Source organism: Streptococcus oralis (genome assembly GCF_026782085.1).
Taxonomy (GTDB): Bacteria; Bacillota; Bacilli; order Lactobacillales; family Streptococcaceae; genus Streptococcus; species Streptococcus oralis_DA.
Genome location: NZ_JAKUVW010000008.1, coordinates 1 through 17,022 on the forward strand (window position 1 = coordinate 1; position 17,022 = coordinate 17,022).

The following is a 17,022-nucleotide window of genomic DNA, read 5'->3' on the forward strand; positions in this document are numbered from 1 at the left end:
CGTTTGACTGTGACTGGAGCTGGGTTTCCAACAAACTGTTTGTCTGGAGTGAAGGTTACAGTTCCGTCTGGTGCAATCGTGTAAGTTCCTTGACCTGGAATAGATTTCTCTTTGCTTCCATCTTCGAAGGCTGGTTCAACTGTTTCATCAATTGGAACAAGTGGGTCGCCACCTTGGAAGCTTGGAGTGCCTGTTTGTGGAAGTCCTTGAGGACCTGTACTTGTTGCACCGGTTCCTGTTGGGGTCACTTTCGTAAACTCTGGACTATAGGTCGCAGTAACTGGAGTGCCATTCTTATCAACACGTTTGACTGTGACTGGATCTGGGTTTCCAACAAACTGTTTGTCTGGTGTGAAAGTTACAGTTCCGTCTGGTGCAATCGTGTAAGTTCCTTGACCTGGAATAGATTTCTCTTTGCTTCCATCTTCGAAGGTTGGCTCTACTGTTTCATCGATTGGAACCAGTGGATCGCCACCTTGGAAGGTTGGAGTACCAGTTTGTGGAAGTCCTTGAGGACCTGTACTTGTTGCACCGATTCCTGTAGGTGTTACTTCTTTCACCACTGCTTGGTACTTGACAGTAACAGGAGTTCCGTTGGCATCCACACGAGTCAATTCAAGTTCTGGTGTTTCCCCCTTGAACTGTTTATCAGGAGTGAAGGTCACCTTACCATCTGCATCCACTTCGAACTTACCAACATTTGGCACTTCTTTCACAGTTGTACCATTGTCAAATAGTGGAGTTGAATCAGCTGGGAATGGAACTGAGTCATGGCCTGGAGTGAAGGTCACTTTACCTTCTTGGACCTGACCTTGCAGACCCTCTGTCTTATCACCTGAACCAGTTGGCGTTACTTTCGTAAACTCTGGACTGTAGGTCGCAGTGACTGGAGTTCCGTTCTTATCCACACGCTTCACTGTGACTGGATCTGGGTTTCCAACAAACTGTTTGTCTGGTGTGAAAGTTACAGTTCCATCTGGCGCAATTGTGTAAGTTCCTTGACCTGGAATAGATTTCTCTTTACTTCCATCTTCGAAGGTTGGTTCAACTGTTTCATCGATTGGAACCAGTGGGTCACCACCTTGGAAGCTTGGAGTACCAGTTTGTGGAACACCTTGAGGGCCTGTGCTGGTTGCGTTAGTGCTGGTTGGTGTTACCTTAGTCACTGTTGGTTTATAATGTGCTCGGTAAGGAACACCGTTAGAATCATTTACTTGGACAGTAACTGGGTCTGGGGTACCAACAAAATTTTTGTTAGGTTTGAAAGTGACTTGACCAGTGTTAGGGTCTAACTCATAAGTTCCAACTGACTGACCATTGGATGTAGCAGGAACTGAGTTACCAATAATAGGTTGGCCGTTAGCATCCACAAAGGTCGCAGGGCGTGAAGCATCTGGAGTCACTGGCGTTTTATCTGGATCGCCATCATTAAAGATTAGATTTTTGTTTTGTTCTTGACCTTGAACACCAGTTGATTCATATGTTGGTATCTTTCGAACAGTAGGAATGTATCGACCATCCATATTGTTCAAAATGTCATTCTTATTTGGATTTGATGCATCAGTTGATTGCCAGTTAGTTGATGAACCGTTTGAGTCTGTACGACGAATATTAATCCCTTCAGCAGTTCCTGTGAAGTCTGCATTTGGTGTGAACGCTACATCGATATCATCTCCATTAGTAGTCACTACATAGGTTCCTTCCGGACGCACATAAGTATTGCCGTTTGTTGGAGTCAAGACATTTCCTTGATTATCCAAAATCTGTGGCGCTTGGCTACTCATGCTAGCATTAGTTACAAAGTCTGAACGATCTGGTCCTTTAGGTGTGAAGTGAACTGTAGCATTTTGTGTTTCACCTTGAAGACCTGTTGTTTCTTTCTTTTCACCTTGAGGTGGATAAGTACGACGAACCAACATGTCCTCTACTTCACCACTAAATGCCATCCCGATAGGCTTCTCAATATCACCTGCATTAGTCGCAATACGCACACGCATTCCAAGTTGGTCAACTAAGCCACCACTAAGACTCGGAATTGCATTAAATGTTAAAGTGTGATCTCCATTAGCAGTTATTTCTTTAACTACACTGCCTTCATTATCATCAAATTTCCCATTATTATTGAAGTCCACCCATGCTTTGACATATGCTTTAGCATTACCATTTGGATTAGCCTTAATCTTAAGGGTATAAGTGCCATTCTTAGCTTTGTTTAAATCCAAAAGGTCGTTAGTATTGTTATATTGATCAGCAGTTAGCAATTGCTGCGGACCTTCATCTGAAACATCCTCACGATCATCAGAAGTCCAATCATTTTTAGAATCCACATCGATATCTGCTTCTGTAGAACCTAAGTAAGGTTGCTTTATTTGAACATTTGTTATCGAATCGCGTGTAGAGATAGTATGGTGAGCTTCACCGTAACTTTCTGGCGCATCACCACCATCAACTACCAAGAATCCCATCATAAGTGCCTGTTGCCCTGCGGTCGCAACATAAAAACCTACCTCAGAAGCCCCACGGGTCATTACAACTGGCACTGCTTTACTTGCTGAAACTATTGGTCCAAATACTTGACTACCTAGACCACCTGTAACTGTATCAGGACTCAAAAACTTATTCCAATCGACAGTCTTATCTTTTAGGATGAGTAGACCACCTCTTGTTGTCTTGTCAGCCTGCTTAACAAGTTCTTCAGTCGTAACAGTGTAAGGACCTTTTGCACGAGGACCTTTCATCCATTCTCCTACGTATTCCCAACCTTCACCGTTAGTGGTAAAAATACCATATTCACCAGGGTTAGCATCTTCTCCATCAGCCATAACAACTGCTGGTTTTACTTTTTTTCCACGATAAGTGGCTTCTATTTTAAATTTAACCCCCCAGTTTACACCATCAACTGGTACGATAATTTGTGTTTTATGGCCTTGTGTATCAAAACCTTGTCCCCCAATAGTACTCCATTTATCTTGAGGTTGACCTGATACAGGAGGTGGAGTTTTTCCATAATCTTTCCAACTTTTTAAATAACTGTTTGTTGCATTTGGATCATAAGTTCCAGCAGATGAAGTTCCTTCCACACGCTTTTTATAAATTTCAGTAGCGTGGAATGGTTTAAGCTCAGTAACTGTCAAGGTAACTACATAACCAGGTGAAATTTCTTTCGTATAAGTAGTTCCAATCTTAAACCCTCCCTGAGGATCTAAGTTTTTCAAGCTTGCTGTATCAGAGAAATCAATCCAGTTAATTTGTTTTGCTAATTGTGTACTTTCTTTCTTCTCTGATTCAGACAATTCTGGTTTAGATGTACGTGGTACAGGAGTCGCATCGTCCGCACCTGCATAACTAGCTGGTGCAACTGAAGTCGCCTGGGTATCACGACGAACTCTACGAGAACGTGTAGATTGTTCAGTAACACTAGACGTCTCAGTAGGTTCAGCAATTATTGGAGCAACTGCAGTTTCTGGTTTAGCACTCTCTGTAGATTTATCTTCTGGAGAAGTAACTGGTTTCTCAACAGGAGACTGTGATGTTTCAGAGATAACCGATTTGTCATTGTTCTTTTTATCAGCAGCCTCTGTTCCAGAATTTGAAGTTGCTGTTTCTTTAGTTGGTTGAGAGGATTCTACTACAGATGGTGTTTCAGACTTTTCCGATGTTTTAGAATCTGTAGGTGATATAGAAGTCCCCGTTGTTTTATCAAGGTTTGTTTTAGCTACCTCGTTTAAAGAGTTTGTCACACTCGTCTCATCAGCACTAACTTGAGAAGTTGCTCCCAAAAGGACAAAAGTAGACAAGAGCACAGAACAAACACCTACATTTAGTTTTCGAATAGAAAACTTATGAAGGCGTGGATTAAATAAATCTTTCCCCATTATAATCTCCTTAATTATAATTTTATAACTCAGAACATTATACAACTTTTTTTATAGCTTCGCTACTAAGTAAACTTAAAAAATTTTAGTTATTATTTAAATTATAAAAGAAAAAAACTACGTATACTTAACTTCAATTATTATCTTGTTATATTTTTTTCCTGCATTAAAATTTATATAATTTCTTTATTCAAATATTTTATAGTTTAAACCAAAATTATCAAAATTTCACTTCTAGCTTATAAGAATCAAAAAACCACTCACTCCAAAGAGCAAGTGGTTCGTGTAATTTTTATTTTTCAAGTAAGCTGAGCGCTTCTGCATCAGCGATAATAGTCACGTCAGGGTGGTTTTGTAGGCTACTTGCTGGTAGACTTTCAGTCACTGGACCAGACACTGTTCCAGCAATGGCTTCTGCTTTAGACTCACCGTAAGCAAAGAGAATAATTGACTTGGCATCCAAGATGTTTTTAATTCCCATTGAAATGGCTTGGGTTGGGACGTCTTCAATCTTGTCAAAGAAGCGAGCATTGGCTTCGATAGTAGACTGGTCAAGTTCTACTAGATGCGTTTGACTGTCAAATGGAGTGCCAGGCTCATTAAAGCCGATATGTCCATTGCGACCAATCCCCAAGATTTGCAAATCAACAGGATGGTCAGCTAAAATTTGATTGTAGCGTTCTACTTCTTCTTCAGCATTATCCTTAACACCACGTGGCAAGAAACTTTCTTTAAATGGTTTTTGGTTAAACAGGTTTTCTTGCATGAAGTAACGGTAAGATTGTGGATTGTCCCCATCAAGCCCTACATACTCATCAAGGTTCACACTGGTTAGATTTGAAAAATCAAGGTCACTCTCAACGATTTCTTTGTAAAACTCAAGTGGACTACTTCCTGTCGCAAGTCCCAATGTTTGAGCGCCATTGGCTAATTTTTCCTTCAAAATCTCAAAAGCAACTTTTCCACCTTCGACTTGGTTTTCAACTTTAATAACTTTCATCTTTTCATCCTCCATTTTAATCTATATTTATTATATGGTATAGACCAATTTTTGTCAAGTGAAAACGATTTAATTTCCAAAAAAAGAGCGTCCAAACTTGAAACATGTTATAATGGATAGGATTAGAACTTAGAAAGAATGAACAGATATATGAATACAGCTGATTTTGATTTCCACTTACCTGAGGAATTGATTGCCCAAACTCCCCTGGAAAAACGTGATGCCTCTAAACTCCTCATCGTCAATCGTGAGACGGGAGAATTTCAGGATAAACACTTCCACTCTATTATTGATATGTTGGAACCGGGTGATGCCCTTGTCATGAACGACACCCGTGTTCTCCCAGCCCGCCTCTATGGTCAAAAGGAAGAAACAGGTGGCCACGTGGAGTTTCTCCTTCTTAAAAATACTGCTGGTGATGAGTGGGAAGTTCTGGCTAAACCTGCCAAACGCCTCAAGGTTGGCACTCGTGTCAAGTTTGGCGATGGTCGTCTCAGTGCTATCGTTACAGAAGAACTGACCCACGGGGGCCGCATTGTCCGCTTTGAATACCAAGGAATTTTCCTAGAAGTTTTGGAAAGCCTGGGTGAAATGCCACTACCACCTTATATCCATGAAAAATTGGATGACCGTGAACGCTATCAAACGGTCTACGCTAAAGAAAGTGGTTCTGCTGCTGCACCGACTGCTGGTCTCCACTTTACTAAAGAACTGCTAGCAGAAATCCAAGCCAAGGGTGTTCATCTGGTTTATCTCACTCTTCACGTCGGACTCGGAACCTTTAGACCTGTCTCTGTTGACAATCTGGACGAACATGAAATGCACTCAGAATTCTACCAACTTTCTGAGGAAGCAGCAGCCACTCTTCGCTCTGTTAAGGAAAATGGTGGACGCGTCATCGCTGTAGGAACCACTTCTATCCGCACACTGGAAACCATCGGTTCCAAGTTTAATGGGCAAATCCAAGCAGATTCTGGTTGGACCAATATCTTTATCAAACCAGGCTACGACTGGAAGGTTGTGGATGCTTTTTCAACCAACTTCCATCTGCCAAAATCAACTCTCGTCATGTTGGTCTCTGCCTTTGCCGGTCGTGACTTAGTCTTAGATGCTTATCACCATGCTATCCAAGAACACTACCGATTCTTCAGTTTTGGAGATGCCATGTTTATCTATTAAGAAAATCCCTATTAGGAAACCTAATAGGGATTTTTCTAATCATTCCATACTAAACTTTGGATCTTTCAAGCTCTGAACACTGGCATTGATAACTGCTCCGATAATCAAAATCTTTGCAATGAGAATAAACCAGAACATCATGACTACCACGATAATGGAACTGAAAAATCGAACGTCAACTAGGTGATTAACATAACTATTGACGTAGACAGAAAAGATATTCAATAAAAAGATAAGAGTTAGCAAGACAAAGACACTTCCTGGTAAAACATAGCGGATTCGCGGTGCTTTTACTTTTGGAAGGAAGTAATAAATCATAACCAGAATGGCAAAGATCAAGGCATAGACCAGAGGGCCTGTAAAATCTTGCAGGTAGGAAAATAGCGGACTATCTGATTGCCAGTAAGTTTTAAGGAGATTGAGCAACATACGACCAAACATACTCAAAAACAAGGCCAAGGCAAAAAGAATCTGCAAGCCGAAACTAACAAGTAAACTCATCAATTGATGGGAGATAATTCCTCGACTCTTGGTCACTCCATAGGCTTTGTTAAAAGCTTTTTGGAGGAAATCCATTGATTTCGAAAAGGTCCAGAGTGCAGATAAAACGGCAAAACTCAGCAAACCAGTCGAAGGTTGAGTCAGAACTTCTCGGACAATCTTGGCGACCACATCATACACCGTATCAGGCAAGAATTCCTTGATCGTAAGTAAAAAATTTGAGACCGGAATCTGAAAATAAGGCAAAATATTGACCATTATCATTAGCAAAGGAAAGATTGAAATCAACCAATAGTAGGCAACCGCAACACTGGTCAACTCGCTATCAGATGCTTGATAATAATGCAAAAAAGCTTTCAATAAGGGCCTGTCCATCAGCTCTTTCCACCACTTTTTCATGTTTCATCCTCCGTCATTTTCTTCATCATTTAAGTTCTTTTGATTAAATCTAGCATATCATAAGGCAAGGTATTTGCAGCCTCTTTCAGAGAATAATTCTCTAAATTATTCACATTTTGTCGTAGTTTTTTGGCATACTTGGCTGTTATCAGTTTAGCTTCTTCGTATTCAAAGATTGCCTTACGTTCGAGATAGTAGCCTCGCAGCATTTCTTCGATATTGTTTGGCTTGATGCGATTGATAACCCGCTCAACAAAAGCACCGCTTCCGATAATGGCCGTCTCGCGTAGACGAGACTCTTGCATAAAGCTAATCAGAGAACTCTTGTAAACCCCTTTTAGGTTTTCCAAACTCTCGATAATCAGCTCTGTATTTTCCAAATACAACTCTGAAATCTGATCATAGTCAACTGCTAATAGTTTACGAGATTCTTCATTCATCCAACTACGAAAAGTTTTGCCAAAGGTAAACATTTCATGGAGTAGAAAGCGCAGTATCCGTAAGGAAACTAGGAAATAATAAGTCACTCTAGAAGCGAAGTTCCGATTGATACTCTGCTCCATGTTTTTTAGGTAACGTTGGTAAACTCGATAGCCACGCTCACTGATTCTATTTTCTTCGTAGGCTTGCTCTAAACCATCACTCTCAATACTTAAGATAAGAAGTTTGAGGGACTCCCAGTCCTCCTGGACTCTCTTATTTTCCAGACTAAGGATGAGGTTTTCAATTCGACCATGATAATTATCAATAGCTGCATAAAGAGGAAGTTTGTTCTTGTGATGGTCCAGTTCTTTTTCTAATTCTGCAGCTACATCATTCAAAATCGCAATATGCATCAAATGATCCTTGCTTTCCTCTTGTTCCTCAGATAAGTGAGGGAGGACCAGTAAACCTGTTAGAAAGCTTAATAGTGTAACGCCTGCTACGAGAAAGAGCAACAGAGGATACTCCTGCTCCAAATGACTTGGTATGAGGAGAATAGTCGCGATAGATACTGTCCCTTTGACACCAGAGAAGGTCAAAAGAAGCATATCTTTCGTGTACTTATGAATTTTTTTCTTAAGTCGACGTGTCCTCACAAAGTAAAAACCAGCAATCATGACAAAGCGGATCGCAAAGAGTAAGAAGGTCAGAACGACAACTGAAAGCAGTAAAAGAAGGGGATTGTAGAGAGAATTAGACAAGATCGGCTCTGCTATCAACTCTAATTCCATTCCCAAGAGAACAAAGACTGATCCATTTAGCATAAAGGTCACGGTGTGCCAAACGGTCTCCGTCACGGTGTCTACCTGAGCCTCAAGGAGCGTAATTTTCTTAAAGCGACTGGCCTTCAAAATACCTGCAACCACTACTGCGATGATCCCTGAAACATGAAACTCTTCTGCGATGAAAAAGGTCATGAGCGGCAAACTTAGCTCTAGCAATAGTTCACTGGCTATATCTATCGCTCGTACACTCAGTAAAAAGCTATGCAAAAAACGATTGACCATAGCCGTCACAAAACCGACTACAAAACCACCAAGTATAGAAAGTGCTAGGGAAGTTCCAGCTTGGCTGAAAGAAAACGTTCCTGTTGTCCAAGCAGCAAGAGCCATCTGAAAGGCAACCAAACCCGAAGCGTCATTTAAGAGCCCTTCCCCTTTTAGGATATTGGAAACCCGTTTGGGAAAACGAAAACGTTCAGAAAGAGATGCAAAGGCAACCAAATCTGTTGGCCCAAGTGCCGCTCCAACTGCTAAACAGGCAGCCAAAGGAAGAGTCATCCAAAGAAAGTGAGCCATGCCCCCCAAGCTTAAGGTCGAGATAAAAATCACAGGAAAGATCAGAAAGACAACAATCCGCCAGTGCTTCAAAATGGACGTAATATCTGCTTCTTCTGCCTCCCGGAAGAGTAAGGGACCAATAACCATGGCCAGAAACAGCTCTGTATTGAGATGAAAGTCCGCATCGGGAACAAATAAACCAATCCCAATCCCCAAAAGAATTTGTACAAGAGGAAGGGGCAAAAAAGGGAGAATTTTATTGGTCGTAGTTGAAATGATTAAGACAAATAAAAATAGAATCAAGTAAATGAGTAATTCCACACAATTCCTCCTTAATCTTTTTTACAACAAGATTCAAAAATCTCCTTTTGCTCTTGGATTTTCTGATCAATCTTAGAACAGTCTTTGTGCTCAATTTTTTTCTGGCATCGTTCCATTTCAAGAGTCACTAATTTTTTCTTAATTTTAAGCATTTTCTTGCTCATATGTGCTTCGTCGAGCACCCCGACTGCTCGCTCGTGATGCGTTGACTCGACAAAATTTTGGCGCATTGCCTCAAGCTTCTCACGAAGGTATTGTTTATCCATGTCTATACCTTTCTAATTTTTCAATCATAACTAAAAACGGTGGATTATTAACTTGGTTGAGAGTCCGATAAATGGCAGCTGTATACTCTTGTTGGTTCAATTGGCTAACAAAATCCAATACAGCATCCCTCTCAGTATCTCCTCCTTCATGACCATAGTAGATCATGATAGCAATCCGTCCCCCTTTGACAAGCAAATGACACAGATTTTCTAATGCTTCGATAGTAGTCTGAGGTTGAGTGATGACGGATTTGTCAGCAGAAGGTAAATAACCAAGATTAAAAATCCCTGCCTTAGCTTCTGTCACAAACTGGTCTAGTGTCTCATGACCTTTCAAGATTAACTGGGCATTTTTCATTCCAGCCTGATCCAAACGCTCTTGCGTCTTCTCCAAAGCCTGCTCCTGAATATCAAAGGCATAGACTTGCTTGGCTAGCTTGGCTAGAAAAAGGGTATCATGCCCATTACCCATGGTCGCATCCACAACAATATCCTCTTTTGTCACGACTTCAGCTAAAAAATCATGCGCCATCTCAAGTGGTCTTTTCATTTTCAAACTCCTGTTTTACAGCCTTACAGCCCTGAACACTTCCTCGGCGTCTCATTTCAGTTTCAATAGCATTTAGCACTTCCCATTTATTGAGGCTCCACATAGGGCCAATCAGCATATCTCTCGGTGCATCTCCTGTAATTCGATGGATGACGATATGCTTGGGAATGATTTCTAGTTGGTCACAAATGACCTTGACATACTCATCCTGACTCATCAGTTGCAAGCGTCCTTCGTGGTAATCTCGCTGCATCCGTGTATTGGTCATGAGGTGAAGCAAGTGCAGTTTAATTCCTTGAATATCATTATCCGTAACACAGCGACGGACATTTTCGACCATCATCTCATGAGTCTCACCAGGCAAACCATTGATCAAATGGGAAACAATCTCAATTTTGGGATATTTCCTCAAGCGTTTTACTGTTTCAACATACAATTCATAAGAATGGGCACGGTTAATCAGGTCAGAGGTTGCTTCAAAGGTTGTCTGTAAGCCCAATTCTACAGTCACATGCATGCGTTCCGATAACTCAGCCAAATATTCGATGGTTTCATCGGGTAAACAGTCTGGTCGTGTTCCGATATTAATCCCTACTACACCTGGCTCGTTGATAGCCTGCTCGTATCGCTCCCGAATCACTTCCACCTTTTCATGGGTGTTGGTAAAGTTTTGAAAATAAACCAGATACTTTTTAACTTCTGGCCACTTGCGGTGCATAAAGTCAATTTCCTTATAAAATTGCTCACGGATAGGGGCATCCGGTGCCACGATGGCATCTCCAGAACCTGAAACCGTACAAAAAGTACAACCACCGTGAGCTACAGTTCCATCCCGATTGGGACAGTCAAATCCCGCATCAATAGGAACTTTGAAAGTCTTTTCTCCAAAAAGTTTTCGATAATAATCATTCAAGGTATTATAAGATTTCATAACTTTCATTATAACAAAAAACACCTACAATCTCAAAAGCCTGACTTTCCTACAAATTCCCTTGTTTCTCATTTCCTTTAGCGTTTTTTTATGATACAATATGGGTATGATTTTAATGAAAATAGCATCTATTTTATTATTGATATTAACCTTGGTGGTTTGCTTTATTGTCACCAAGCTTTTCGGACTTAGGAAAATAGGATTTAATTTCGCGGATCTAGCTTTTCCACTGTTGGTATTTGAGTACTATCTGATTACTGCTAAAGCCTTTACCCACAACTTTCTACCGCGACTTGGTGTCGCACTTTCTCTCCTAGCAATCCTCCTTGTAATCTTTTTCCTTGTCAAAAAACGAAGTTTTTATTACCCTAAATTCATCAAATTCTTCTGGAGAGCCGGTTTTCTCCTTACCTTAATCATCTATATAGCTATGATTGTCGAATTGATGATGCTCCCATAAAAAAACATTCCCTCAGACAGCTGTCTAAGGGAATGTTTTTATCTTCATACTTACTTTCTAAGCTCTACCAAGATACTTTTTTTATTTCCTAAATGTTAAGGCGTAGAATTTACCATCCCAAAGAAGTTTCATTTCCTTTTCCTTAACTTCACTTGGAACAGCATTCTCAATTTCACTCAAATCAACAGTAGCATCTTTAAAATAATCCTTACTAAAATGATTTTTCTTATATTGCTGATCCACATAGTCAGCCGTCTCATCTGCAATTAAAATCTTAGTCCCTGGCTTCGCCACTCGTAGCATTTCCTGCATAGCCTTGGCCTTATCATTGAAAAAATTGATTCCGCCAATATGGTAGACAATGTCAAAACTATTATTCGCAAAGGGTAGATCCTCCGCGCAAGCATGGAAAAGTTGCAAATTGGTCTTTTTAGCGGAAGATTTCTGGCATTTTTCTAGCATACTGATAGAAATATCTACCCCTACAAAGTCTAAACTTTTCAGGTCAATTTTTTCAGGAATATAACGGAGGTCTTGACCAGTGCCGATAGAGACATAAAGAACAGATAAATTATCTTTCCATTCTATTTCCTCCATCAGATCCCTTCTCAACTTGTCAATTGCCTTGCCGTGGAGAAGCGGTCCTATCCATTTCTCACTCATATCATACCAGCGAGCCAAACGGTTATACATGGTCATGTATTTAGCATTATCTCCAGATAGATAGTCTGGATTAAGAGACAGATAGATATCGCCATCTTTTTGAAAATTTTCTACCTCCAAACCTGACTTTAATTTATCTTGTAATCTTGTTTCAATCATTTGCAACATCTCCTTTTCTATTTGTCACCTATTATAGAGGATTTCATCGCAAACACAATAGGATTTCAGTAAGTGGCAACTATCCACTTGTATCCGGTAGTAGAACCAGGGTCAGTTACAAAAAAACAAGTGTCAATTTCTATTGACACTTGTTTCTACTTTTAAAACGTGATGCAAATTTAGTAAAAGATACCGTTTAAAAAATTTAATCTTCTTTTTTGCGTCTTGCCAAGAATCCTGTTCCCAATCCAAGAAGGGAGATTCCACCTACTAGAGCTGCTTGGTTAGACTCGCTTCCTGTATTAGGTAATTCCCCACCTTTTTTAGGCTTACCTGGTTCATTTGGTTTGCCAGGTGTTGGTTTTTCAGGAGTGTGCGTATTTGTAATGTTGTAACCTTCTACTGAAGCTATATAACCATCTGGAACATTCACTTCTTCAACAGTGTAGGTAATCTCCTTACCTTCTTGATAACGATCAAGACCTGTAAATTCATAAGTCCAGCCACTTGTCTCTGACACTGTAGCTGTCTGACCAGTTTCCTTACCATCTGCAAGAAGTTTTACTGTGATAGATGCTGGACGGATACCGTCTTTGTTCTCTTCATCTTTCCAGATCTTATGACCTTTTACAGCTGTTTTTTCTGGAGTATGTTCGTTGGTAATGGTGTACTTGCCATCCTTGTCTGTAGTGATGGTTGCTTTGTATTCTGTCATAGCAGTTTCTTTGACAGTATACTTGATTTCTTTACCATTCTCATACTTAGGAAGTTTTTTAGATTCGAACTTCCAGCCAGTTTTTTCTGAAACTTCAATTTCTTGAACAACTTTTTCGCCGTTAAGAATTTGAACTTTCACAGATGTTGTACGTTTGCCGTCTTGGTTGTTGTTATCTTTCCACACCTTAGTTCCTGAAAGGATGACTGTATCTGGATTGTGAGTGTTAGTAACTACTTGACCAGTTACAGAGGCTTTATAACCAGCTGGTACATCCACTTCCTTGATAGAATAGGTGATTTCTTTTCCAGCTTCGTATTGTGGAAGATTGGTGAAGGATGCTACCCAAGTATTATCATCAGTCTTTTCCTTAGCTGTTAAGGTCAATTTCTTACCTTCAACGGCTACTGGATCTGCAGCTCCTACTTTTTTGTAAAGTTGAACCGTTACGGACTCAGGACGTTTACCGTCTTGGTTGTTGGCATCGTTCCATACTTTTGTTACCTTGTAGTCAATTTCTTTAGGAGCATATTTGTTTGTGATGGTAAAGTCTGTAATAGTAGCTTCGTATTCTGCTACGGCTTCTTCTGTTACAGTGTATTTGATTTCTTTTCCAGCTTTATATTTTGCTAATTTTTCGAATGTAGCAGTCCATGTTCCGTCTGCAGCAGCCTGAATTTCTTTCGAATCAACTTTCTTACCGTCTGCTAAAAGATTGATTGTAATCTTAGTCGGACGTTTGCCGTCTTGGTTGTTTGCGTCATCCCAGTTCTTAGTTGCTTTTACATCAACTGTTTCTGGTGAATAGCTATTTGTGATAGTGAATCCTGATGCAGCGTCACCAGTAACTTCTGAAGTGTAACTAGGAACAGTTACTTCTACTACAGTGTACTGGATAGGTGTGCCGCCTTTATCAGCATCAAGGTCTTTGAAGCTTCCAGCCCAACCGTTCGCTTCAGTCAATTCAAGTGTTTTTCCAGTATCTTGGCCATCTGCAAGCAATTTAACTGTGATAGAAGATGGACGTTTACCATCTTGGTTGTTCTTATCATCCCATTTTTTCTTCACAGAAACTTCCGTTTTTGCTGGAGTGTAAGCGTTTTCGAAAACTTTTTCATCATCGTAAGAAACAGTTGCTTCAAGTGCACCTTTACCCTTGTCCGCTACAGTAACTGTAGCCGTGACAGTTTTAGTGTCGTACTTGATGCTTGTATCACTGCCAGCTTTTTCAGCAATTTTAAAGGTATAAGTCCCTGCTTTGTCGAATTCCAATTCTGAGAAAGCAATGTTCCCGTCTTTGTCATTCTTCACAGTTTCTTTCACCTTACCATCTTGGTCTGTTAAAGTGAATTCAAACTCTTCAGCCTTCAACTCACGTCCTGTAAGTTTTTTATTAGCTTTAATCTTGGCTTTAGCTTTGCTACGTTTATTTGTAACTGTTTTGATAGCTCCGTCCTGTCCAACAGTCATCTCAAATGGAGTAGGATTCAACTCATATCCCTCAGGAGCCTCAATCTCGGTTACTGTAAAGTTCCCTTTCTTGATATCACTCTCTGAGTAAATAGATGATTCAGCAATTCCGTCATCATTTGTCGTTACAATTTCCTCTTTAGCAGTAGCTCCTGCTGGAGGAGTAATCTTGAATTTTGCTCCTTTTAGACGGTCATGAGTCAGCTCGTCGACCTTGTAAAGAATGATACGGTAAGCAGTTTCTAACTGAATTGTACCACCAGAAGTAATGACTGAGTTTCCGATTTGCTTAACGACTGTCTTATTACTATAGTCGTCATATGTTAGAATCTGGTCATCACCCTTCATTTCAGCATTGTTTTGGACTTGCGTGCCATCCGCTGGAGCACTTGTTTTATAATTAATTCGAAATGCTGCTGGTTTCCCGTTCTTCGCAAGAATTGAAGATGCATTGTTAATTGTTAAAGTAAATTCTGTGTAAGAATCATTCCATTTTACTTGGTAATCCTTACCAGCTTCTAAAACCACTTCATCTTTCAAATAATAATATTGATCATACCAACCTGCCGTGACGCTAAATGTTTCAGGGATCATCTGCATTGGTGAAGCATTTGGATCTACCCAGTCATGAATTTCAATTTTATTATAGGCTGCCTGTTTCGGATTAACACGAACATACCAGCTGTGTAAGTATTTTCCACTCTTATTTAGAGCCTTTGATGTCCAATCCTCTTTGTAAATCAAACCGTGATATTTATTGAAATTAGCTCGACCAATTCCTTCAGAATAATCAGCCGCATCACCTTTTTTAACCTTGATTTGATGGGTAATTTCATTTATGGTTTCTGTTTTATCAAAACGGAGCGTTTCATTGCTTAATTCATTTTTAGAACTAAAACCAACAAAGAAATTTCCTTTAACGTTTTGGACTTGATAGCCACCTTTTTTCTCAAGATAGGCTTTCAGATTTTTTAATGTAATAGTTGCCTTACCACCATTATTATCCCCGTTTGATACAATTTGAGTTTCTCCGATAACGAGATCTGTTTCCTTATCTTTTAAATCAAAAGTTTCATTTCTAACAGTTAAAGGGCTCGGAACAGTAAAGGTAAAGGTATCACCGTCCTCTAATTTACCATCATAGGCGCTCAAATCGTAATCAACAGTGAATTTATAATTTGAGTAGTTATGATGCTCAGGAGAAAGTGTATAAACACCATTCGCATCCGGTTTTATAAACTTACCATTATCAACCTCCCAAATTCCAATATTACTGATAACGTTCTTCAGTTCCTTTGCTTGAACTGAATTTGGAGCAAAGAACATCCCTAGCAAACAGGCCAGAGAAGTTAGGATGGGTAACCAAAATTTCTTGTTCTTCATAATCTTCCTTTCTAAATTACCGAAAACATTAAAACGACAAACTATGATTATAAAATCTCAACACACATCTCCTTTCGAATTCGTTGAAATCCATGAGGGTTATTGAATAAGTTACATCATATTAATATGTTTCATAACTATATGTGAGTGCAATATTTACCATATTTGTTCTATTCTTAATATAGAAACCTCCTTTAATTTCATTATAAAACAAAATTAACTTTTTTTGTAATATTATGAGGTTATTGCCTTTTGAAAATATTGACACAGTGTAAAATTACTGCCATAAAAACTAATTCTTTCATCACACTATAGTTTCTTTAAGTATAGTGAACACTTACGAACAACTTCTCTTTTAAACAAACAGAAAGGAACAATGCACAAAACGTTCCATTTATTTATAAGTTTGATACACCTTAATAATTATCCAAACTATTTTATATAAGTAAAAATCAGAAGAGATTTAGCAATAGTCATATACCATACTGGTAAATAGTTTAATTTATCATATTTCATTATTCTGAATCATAGAAAAAAGACCAGGGGGTTATCCCTGATCTTTCTTTACTGTACTTATTGGCTACTAAATGAGATTAGTCTTCTTTTCTTCGTTTAGTTGCTACAAGACCTGCGCCTAAAGCTAGAAGAGCTAAACCTGCTGCTAATGCAGCTTGTCCAGATTCACTTCCAGTGTTTGGTAGGTTAGGATTTTCTGGTTCAGTTTGGTCCGTTACTACTAACTTACCATCCTTGAACTCAACCTGATTTCCACTAGCATTTACCACTGTTACAGTTCCGTCGTAGTTAACTTGGAATGTAATATCTGTTACTGCTAAGTATCCAGTTGGAGCGGCCTCTTCATGGAAAGTATATACTCCCGGAGTCAAATCAAGTACATGTGATTGTTTGGCTTTTGAAGTCCATTCAGCCACAGGATTACCTGCAACTTTTTCTCCACGGAAAATTTGGATTTTTGCACCCGCGATTTCTTCACCCGCTAGATTTACCTTGCTGAAGGTGATCTTACGTGGAAGGTCATCGTCTTTGTCGGTTACAGTTACTGTTGAGCCGTTGGTTACGACTTTGTTCTCTTCACCTTTAGAGTCTTTTTCACCAACATTTGTCACTTCCACTGTGCCGTCATGTTTGACTTGGAAAGTGATATCGGTTACTTTGAGGTAGCCTGTTGGAGCTGCTTCCTCATGGAAGGTGTAAGTACCTGGGGCCAAGTTGAGATCTTTAGACTTACCAGCTTCTGATGTCCAGCTTTCTACGGCTGTGCCTTCTGCCTTATCGCCCTTGTAGATCTTGATTTGAGCGCCTGCGATTTCTGTTCCACCAAGGCTAACCTTGCTGAAGGTAATCTTACGTGGAAGGTCATCGTCTT

12 protein-coding genes are annotated in these 17,022 nt (G+C 39.8%); 2 read left to right on the forward strand and 10 right to left on the reverse strand.

Going from position 1 to position 17,022, the window contains the following annotated elements:
• Together MK395_RS10165 and MK395_RS10170 are read right to left on the reverse strand one after the other, a co-directional pair.
• Positions 1-3,875: GEVED domain-containing protein (locus MK395_RS10165; RefSeq protein WP_268711812.1), on the reverse strand; the 3,875-nt coding region annotated here is incomplete at its 3' end.
• Between the two features lie 292 nt (positions 3,876-4,167).
• Positions 4,168-4,875, reverse strand: a complete 708-nt coding sequence (locus tag MK395_RS10170) for a glucosamine-6-phosphate deaminase (protein WP_000864609.1) — start codon at positions 4,873-4,875, stop codon at positions 4,168-4,170.
• Between the two features lie 150 nt (positions 4,876-5,025).
• On the opposite strand from MK395_RS10170, the gene queA reads away from it, so the two are divergent.
• Positions 5,026-6,054: a tRNA preQ1(34) S-adenosylmethionine ribosyltransferase-isomerase QueA gene (gene queA, locus MK395_RS10175; protein WP_042768312.1), complete on the forward strand. Its 1,029-nt coding sequence runs from the start codon at positions 5,026-5,028 to the stop codon at positions 6,052-6,054.
• 39 nt (positions 6,055-6,093) lie between these two features.
• Here the strand turns inward: queA and MK395_RS10180 are convergent, their stop codons facing one another.
• The 5 genes from MK395_RS10180 to MK395_RS10200 are packed head-to-tail and all read right to left on the reverse strand — an operon-like array spanning position 6,094 to position 10,794.
• Positions 6,094-6,954: a YihY/virulence factor BrkB family protein gene (locus MK395_RS10180; RefSeq protein ID WP_000759520.1), complete on the reverse strand. Its 861-nt coding sequence runs from the start codon at positions 6,952-6,954 to the stop codon at positions 6,094-6,096.
• Positions 6,955-6,983: 29 nt separating this feature from the next.
• On the reverse strand, positions 6,984-9,038 hold the full coding sequence (locus MK395_RS10185; RefSeq protein ID WP_268711813.1) for a cation:proton antiporter: 2,055 nt from the start codon (positions 9,036-9,038) through the stop codon (positions 6,984-6,986).
• Between the two features lie 11 nt (positions 9,039-9,049).
• Positions 9,050-9,304, reverse strand: a complete 255-nt coding sequence (locus MK395_RS10190) for a hypothetical protein (RefSeq protein ID WP_000361097.1) — start codon at positions 9,302-9,304, stop codon at positions 9,050-9,052.
• Positions 9,297-9,854 carry a tRNA (mnm(5)s(2)U34)-methyltransferase gene (locus MK395_RS10195; protein WP_049477702.1) on the reverse strand — a complete coding sequence of 186 codons (558 nt, stop codon included), beginning with the start codon at positions 9,852-9,854 and terminating at the stop codon, positions 9,297-9,299. The genes MK395_RS10190 and MK395_RS10195 overlap by 8 nt, the downstream gene beginning before the upstream one ends.
• A complete protein-coding gene (locus MK395_RS10200; protein ID WP_000867033.1) occupies positions 9,838-10,794 on the reverse strand; it encodes a TIGR01212 family radical SAM protein in 957 nt (318 codons plus the stop codon). Before MK395_RS10200 ends, MK395_RS10195 begins: the two co-directional genes overlap by 17 nt.
• Positions 10,795-10,885: 91 nt before the next feature.
• Between MK395_RS10200 and MK395_RS10205 the strand changes: the two genes are divergently transcribed.
• Positions 10,886-11,245 carry a DUF3397 domain-containing protein gene (locus MK395_RS10205; protein ID WP_008281343.1) on the forward strand — a complete coding sequence of 120 codons (360 nt, stop codon included), beginning with the start codon at positions 10,886-10,888 and terminating at the stop codon, positions 11,243-11,245.
• A gap of 81 nt (positions 11,246-11,326) precedes the next feature.
• Here the strand turns inward: MK395_RS10205 and MK395_RS10210 are convergent, their stop codons facing one another.
• The 3 genes from MK395_RS10210 to MK395_RS10220 form a co-directional block, all read right to left on the reverse strand.
• Positions 11,327-12,067 (reverse strand): class I SAM-dependent methyltransferase, encoded by a 741-nt coding sequence (locus tag MK395_RS10210; protein ID WP_125391187.1) that lies wholly within the window; start codon positions 12,065-12,067, stop codon positions 11,327-11,329.
• 205 nt (positions 12,068-12,272) lie between these two features.
• Entirely contained in the window at positions 12,273-15,635 is a 3,363-nt protein-coding gene (locus MK395_RS10215; protein ID WP_268711814.1) for a Cna B-type domain-containing protein, read from the reverse strand.
• A gap of 593 nt (positions 15,636-16,228) precedes the next feature.
• A partial coding sequence (locus MK395_RS10220; protein ID WP_268711815.1) for a SpaA isopeptide-forming pilin-related protein occupies positions 16,229-17,022 on the reverse strand: 794 nt, incomplete at its 5' end.

Coding starts and splice junctions, on each gene's coding strand:
- MK395_RS10170 (WP_000864609.1), bottom strand. CDS start 4,875: ATGAAAGTTATTAAAGTTGAAAACCAAGTCGAAGGTGGAAAAGTTGCT.
- queA (WP_042768312.1), top strand. CDS start 5,026: ATGAATACAGCTGATTTTGATTTCCACTTACCTGAGGAATTGATTGCC.
- MK395_RS10180 (WP_000759520.1), bottom strand. CDS start 6,954: ATGAAAAAGTGGTGGAAAGAGCTGATGGACAGGCCCTTATTGAAAGCT.
- MK395_RS10190 (WP_000361097.1), bottom strand. CDS start 9,304: ATGGATAAACAATACCTTCGTGAGAAGCTTGAGGCAATGCGCCAAAAT.
- MK395_RS10195 (WP_049477702.1), bottom strand. CDS start 9,854: ATGAAAAGACCACTTGAGATGGCGCATGATTTTTTAGCTGAAGTCGTG.
- MK395_RS10200 (WP_000867033.1), bottom strand. CDS start 10,794: ATGAAAGTTATGAAATCTTATAATACCTTGAATGATTATTATCGAAAA.
- MK395_RS10205 (WP_008281343.1), top strand. CDS start 10,886: ATGGGTATGATTTTAATGAAAATAGCATCTATTTTATTATTGATATTA.
- MK395_RS10210 (WP_125391187.1), bottom strand. CDS start 12,067: ATGATTGAAACAAGATTACAAGATAAATTAAAGTCAGGTTTGGAGGTA.
- MK395_RS10215 (WP_268711814.1), bottom strand. CDS start 15,635: ATGAAGAACAAGAAATTTTGGTTACCCATCCTAACTTCTCTGGCCTGT.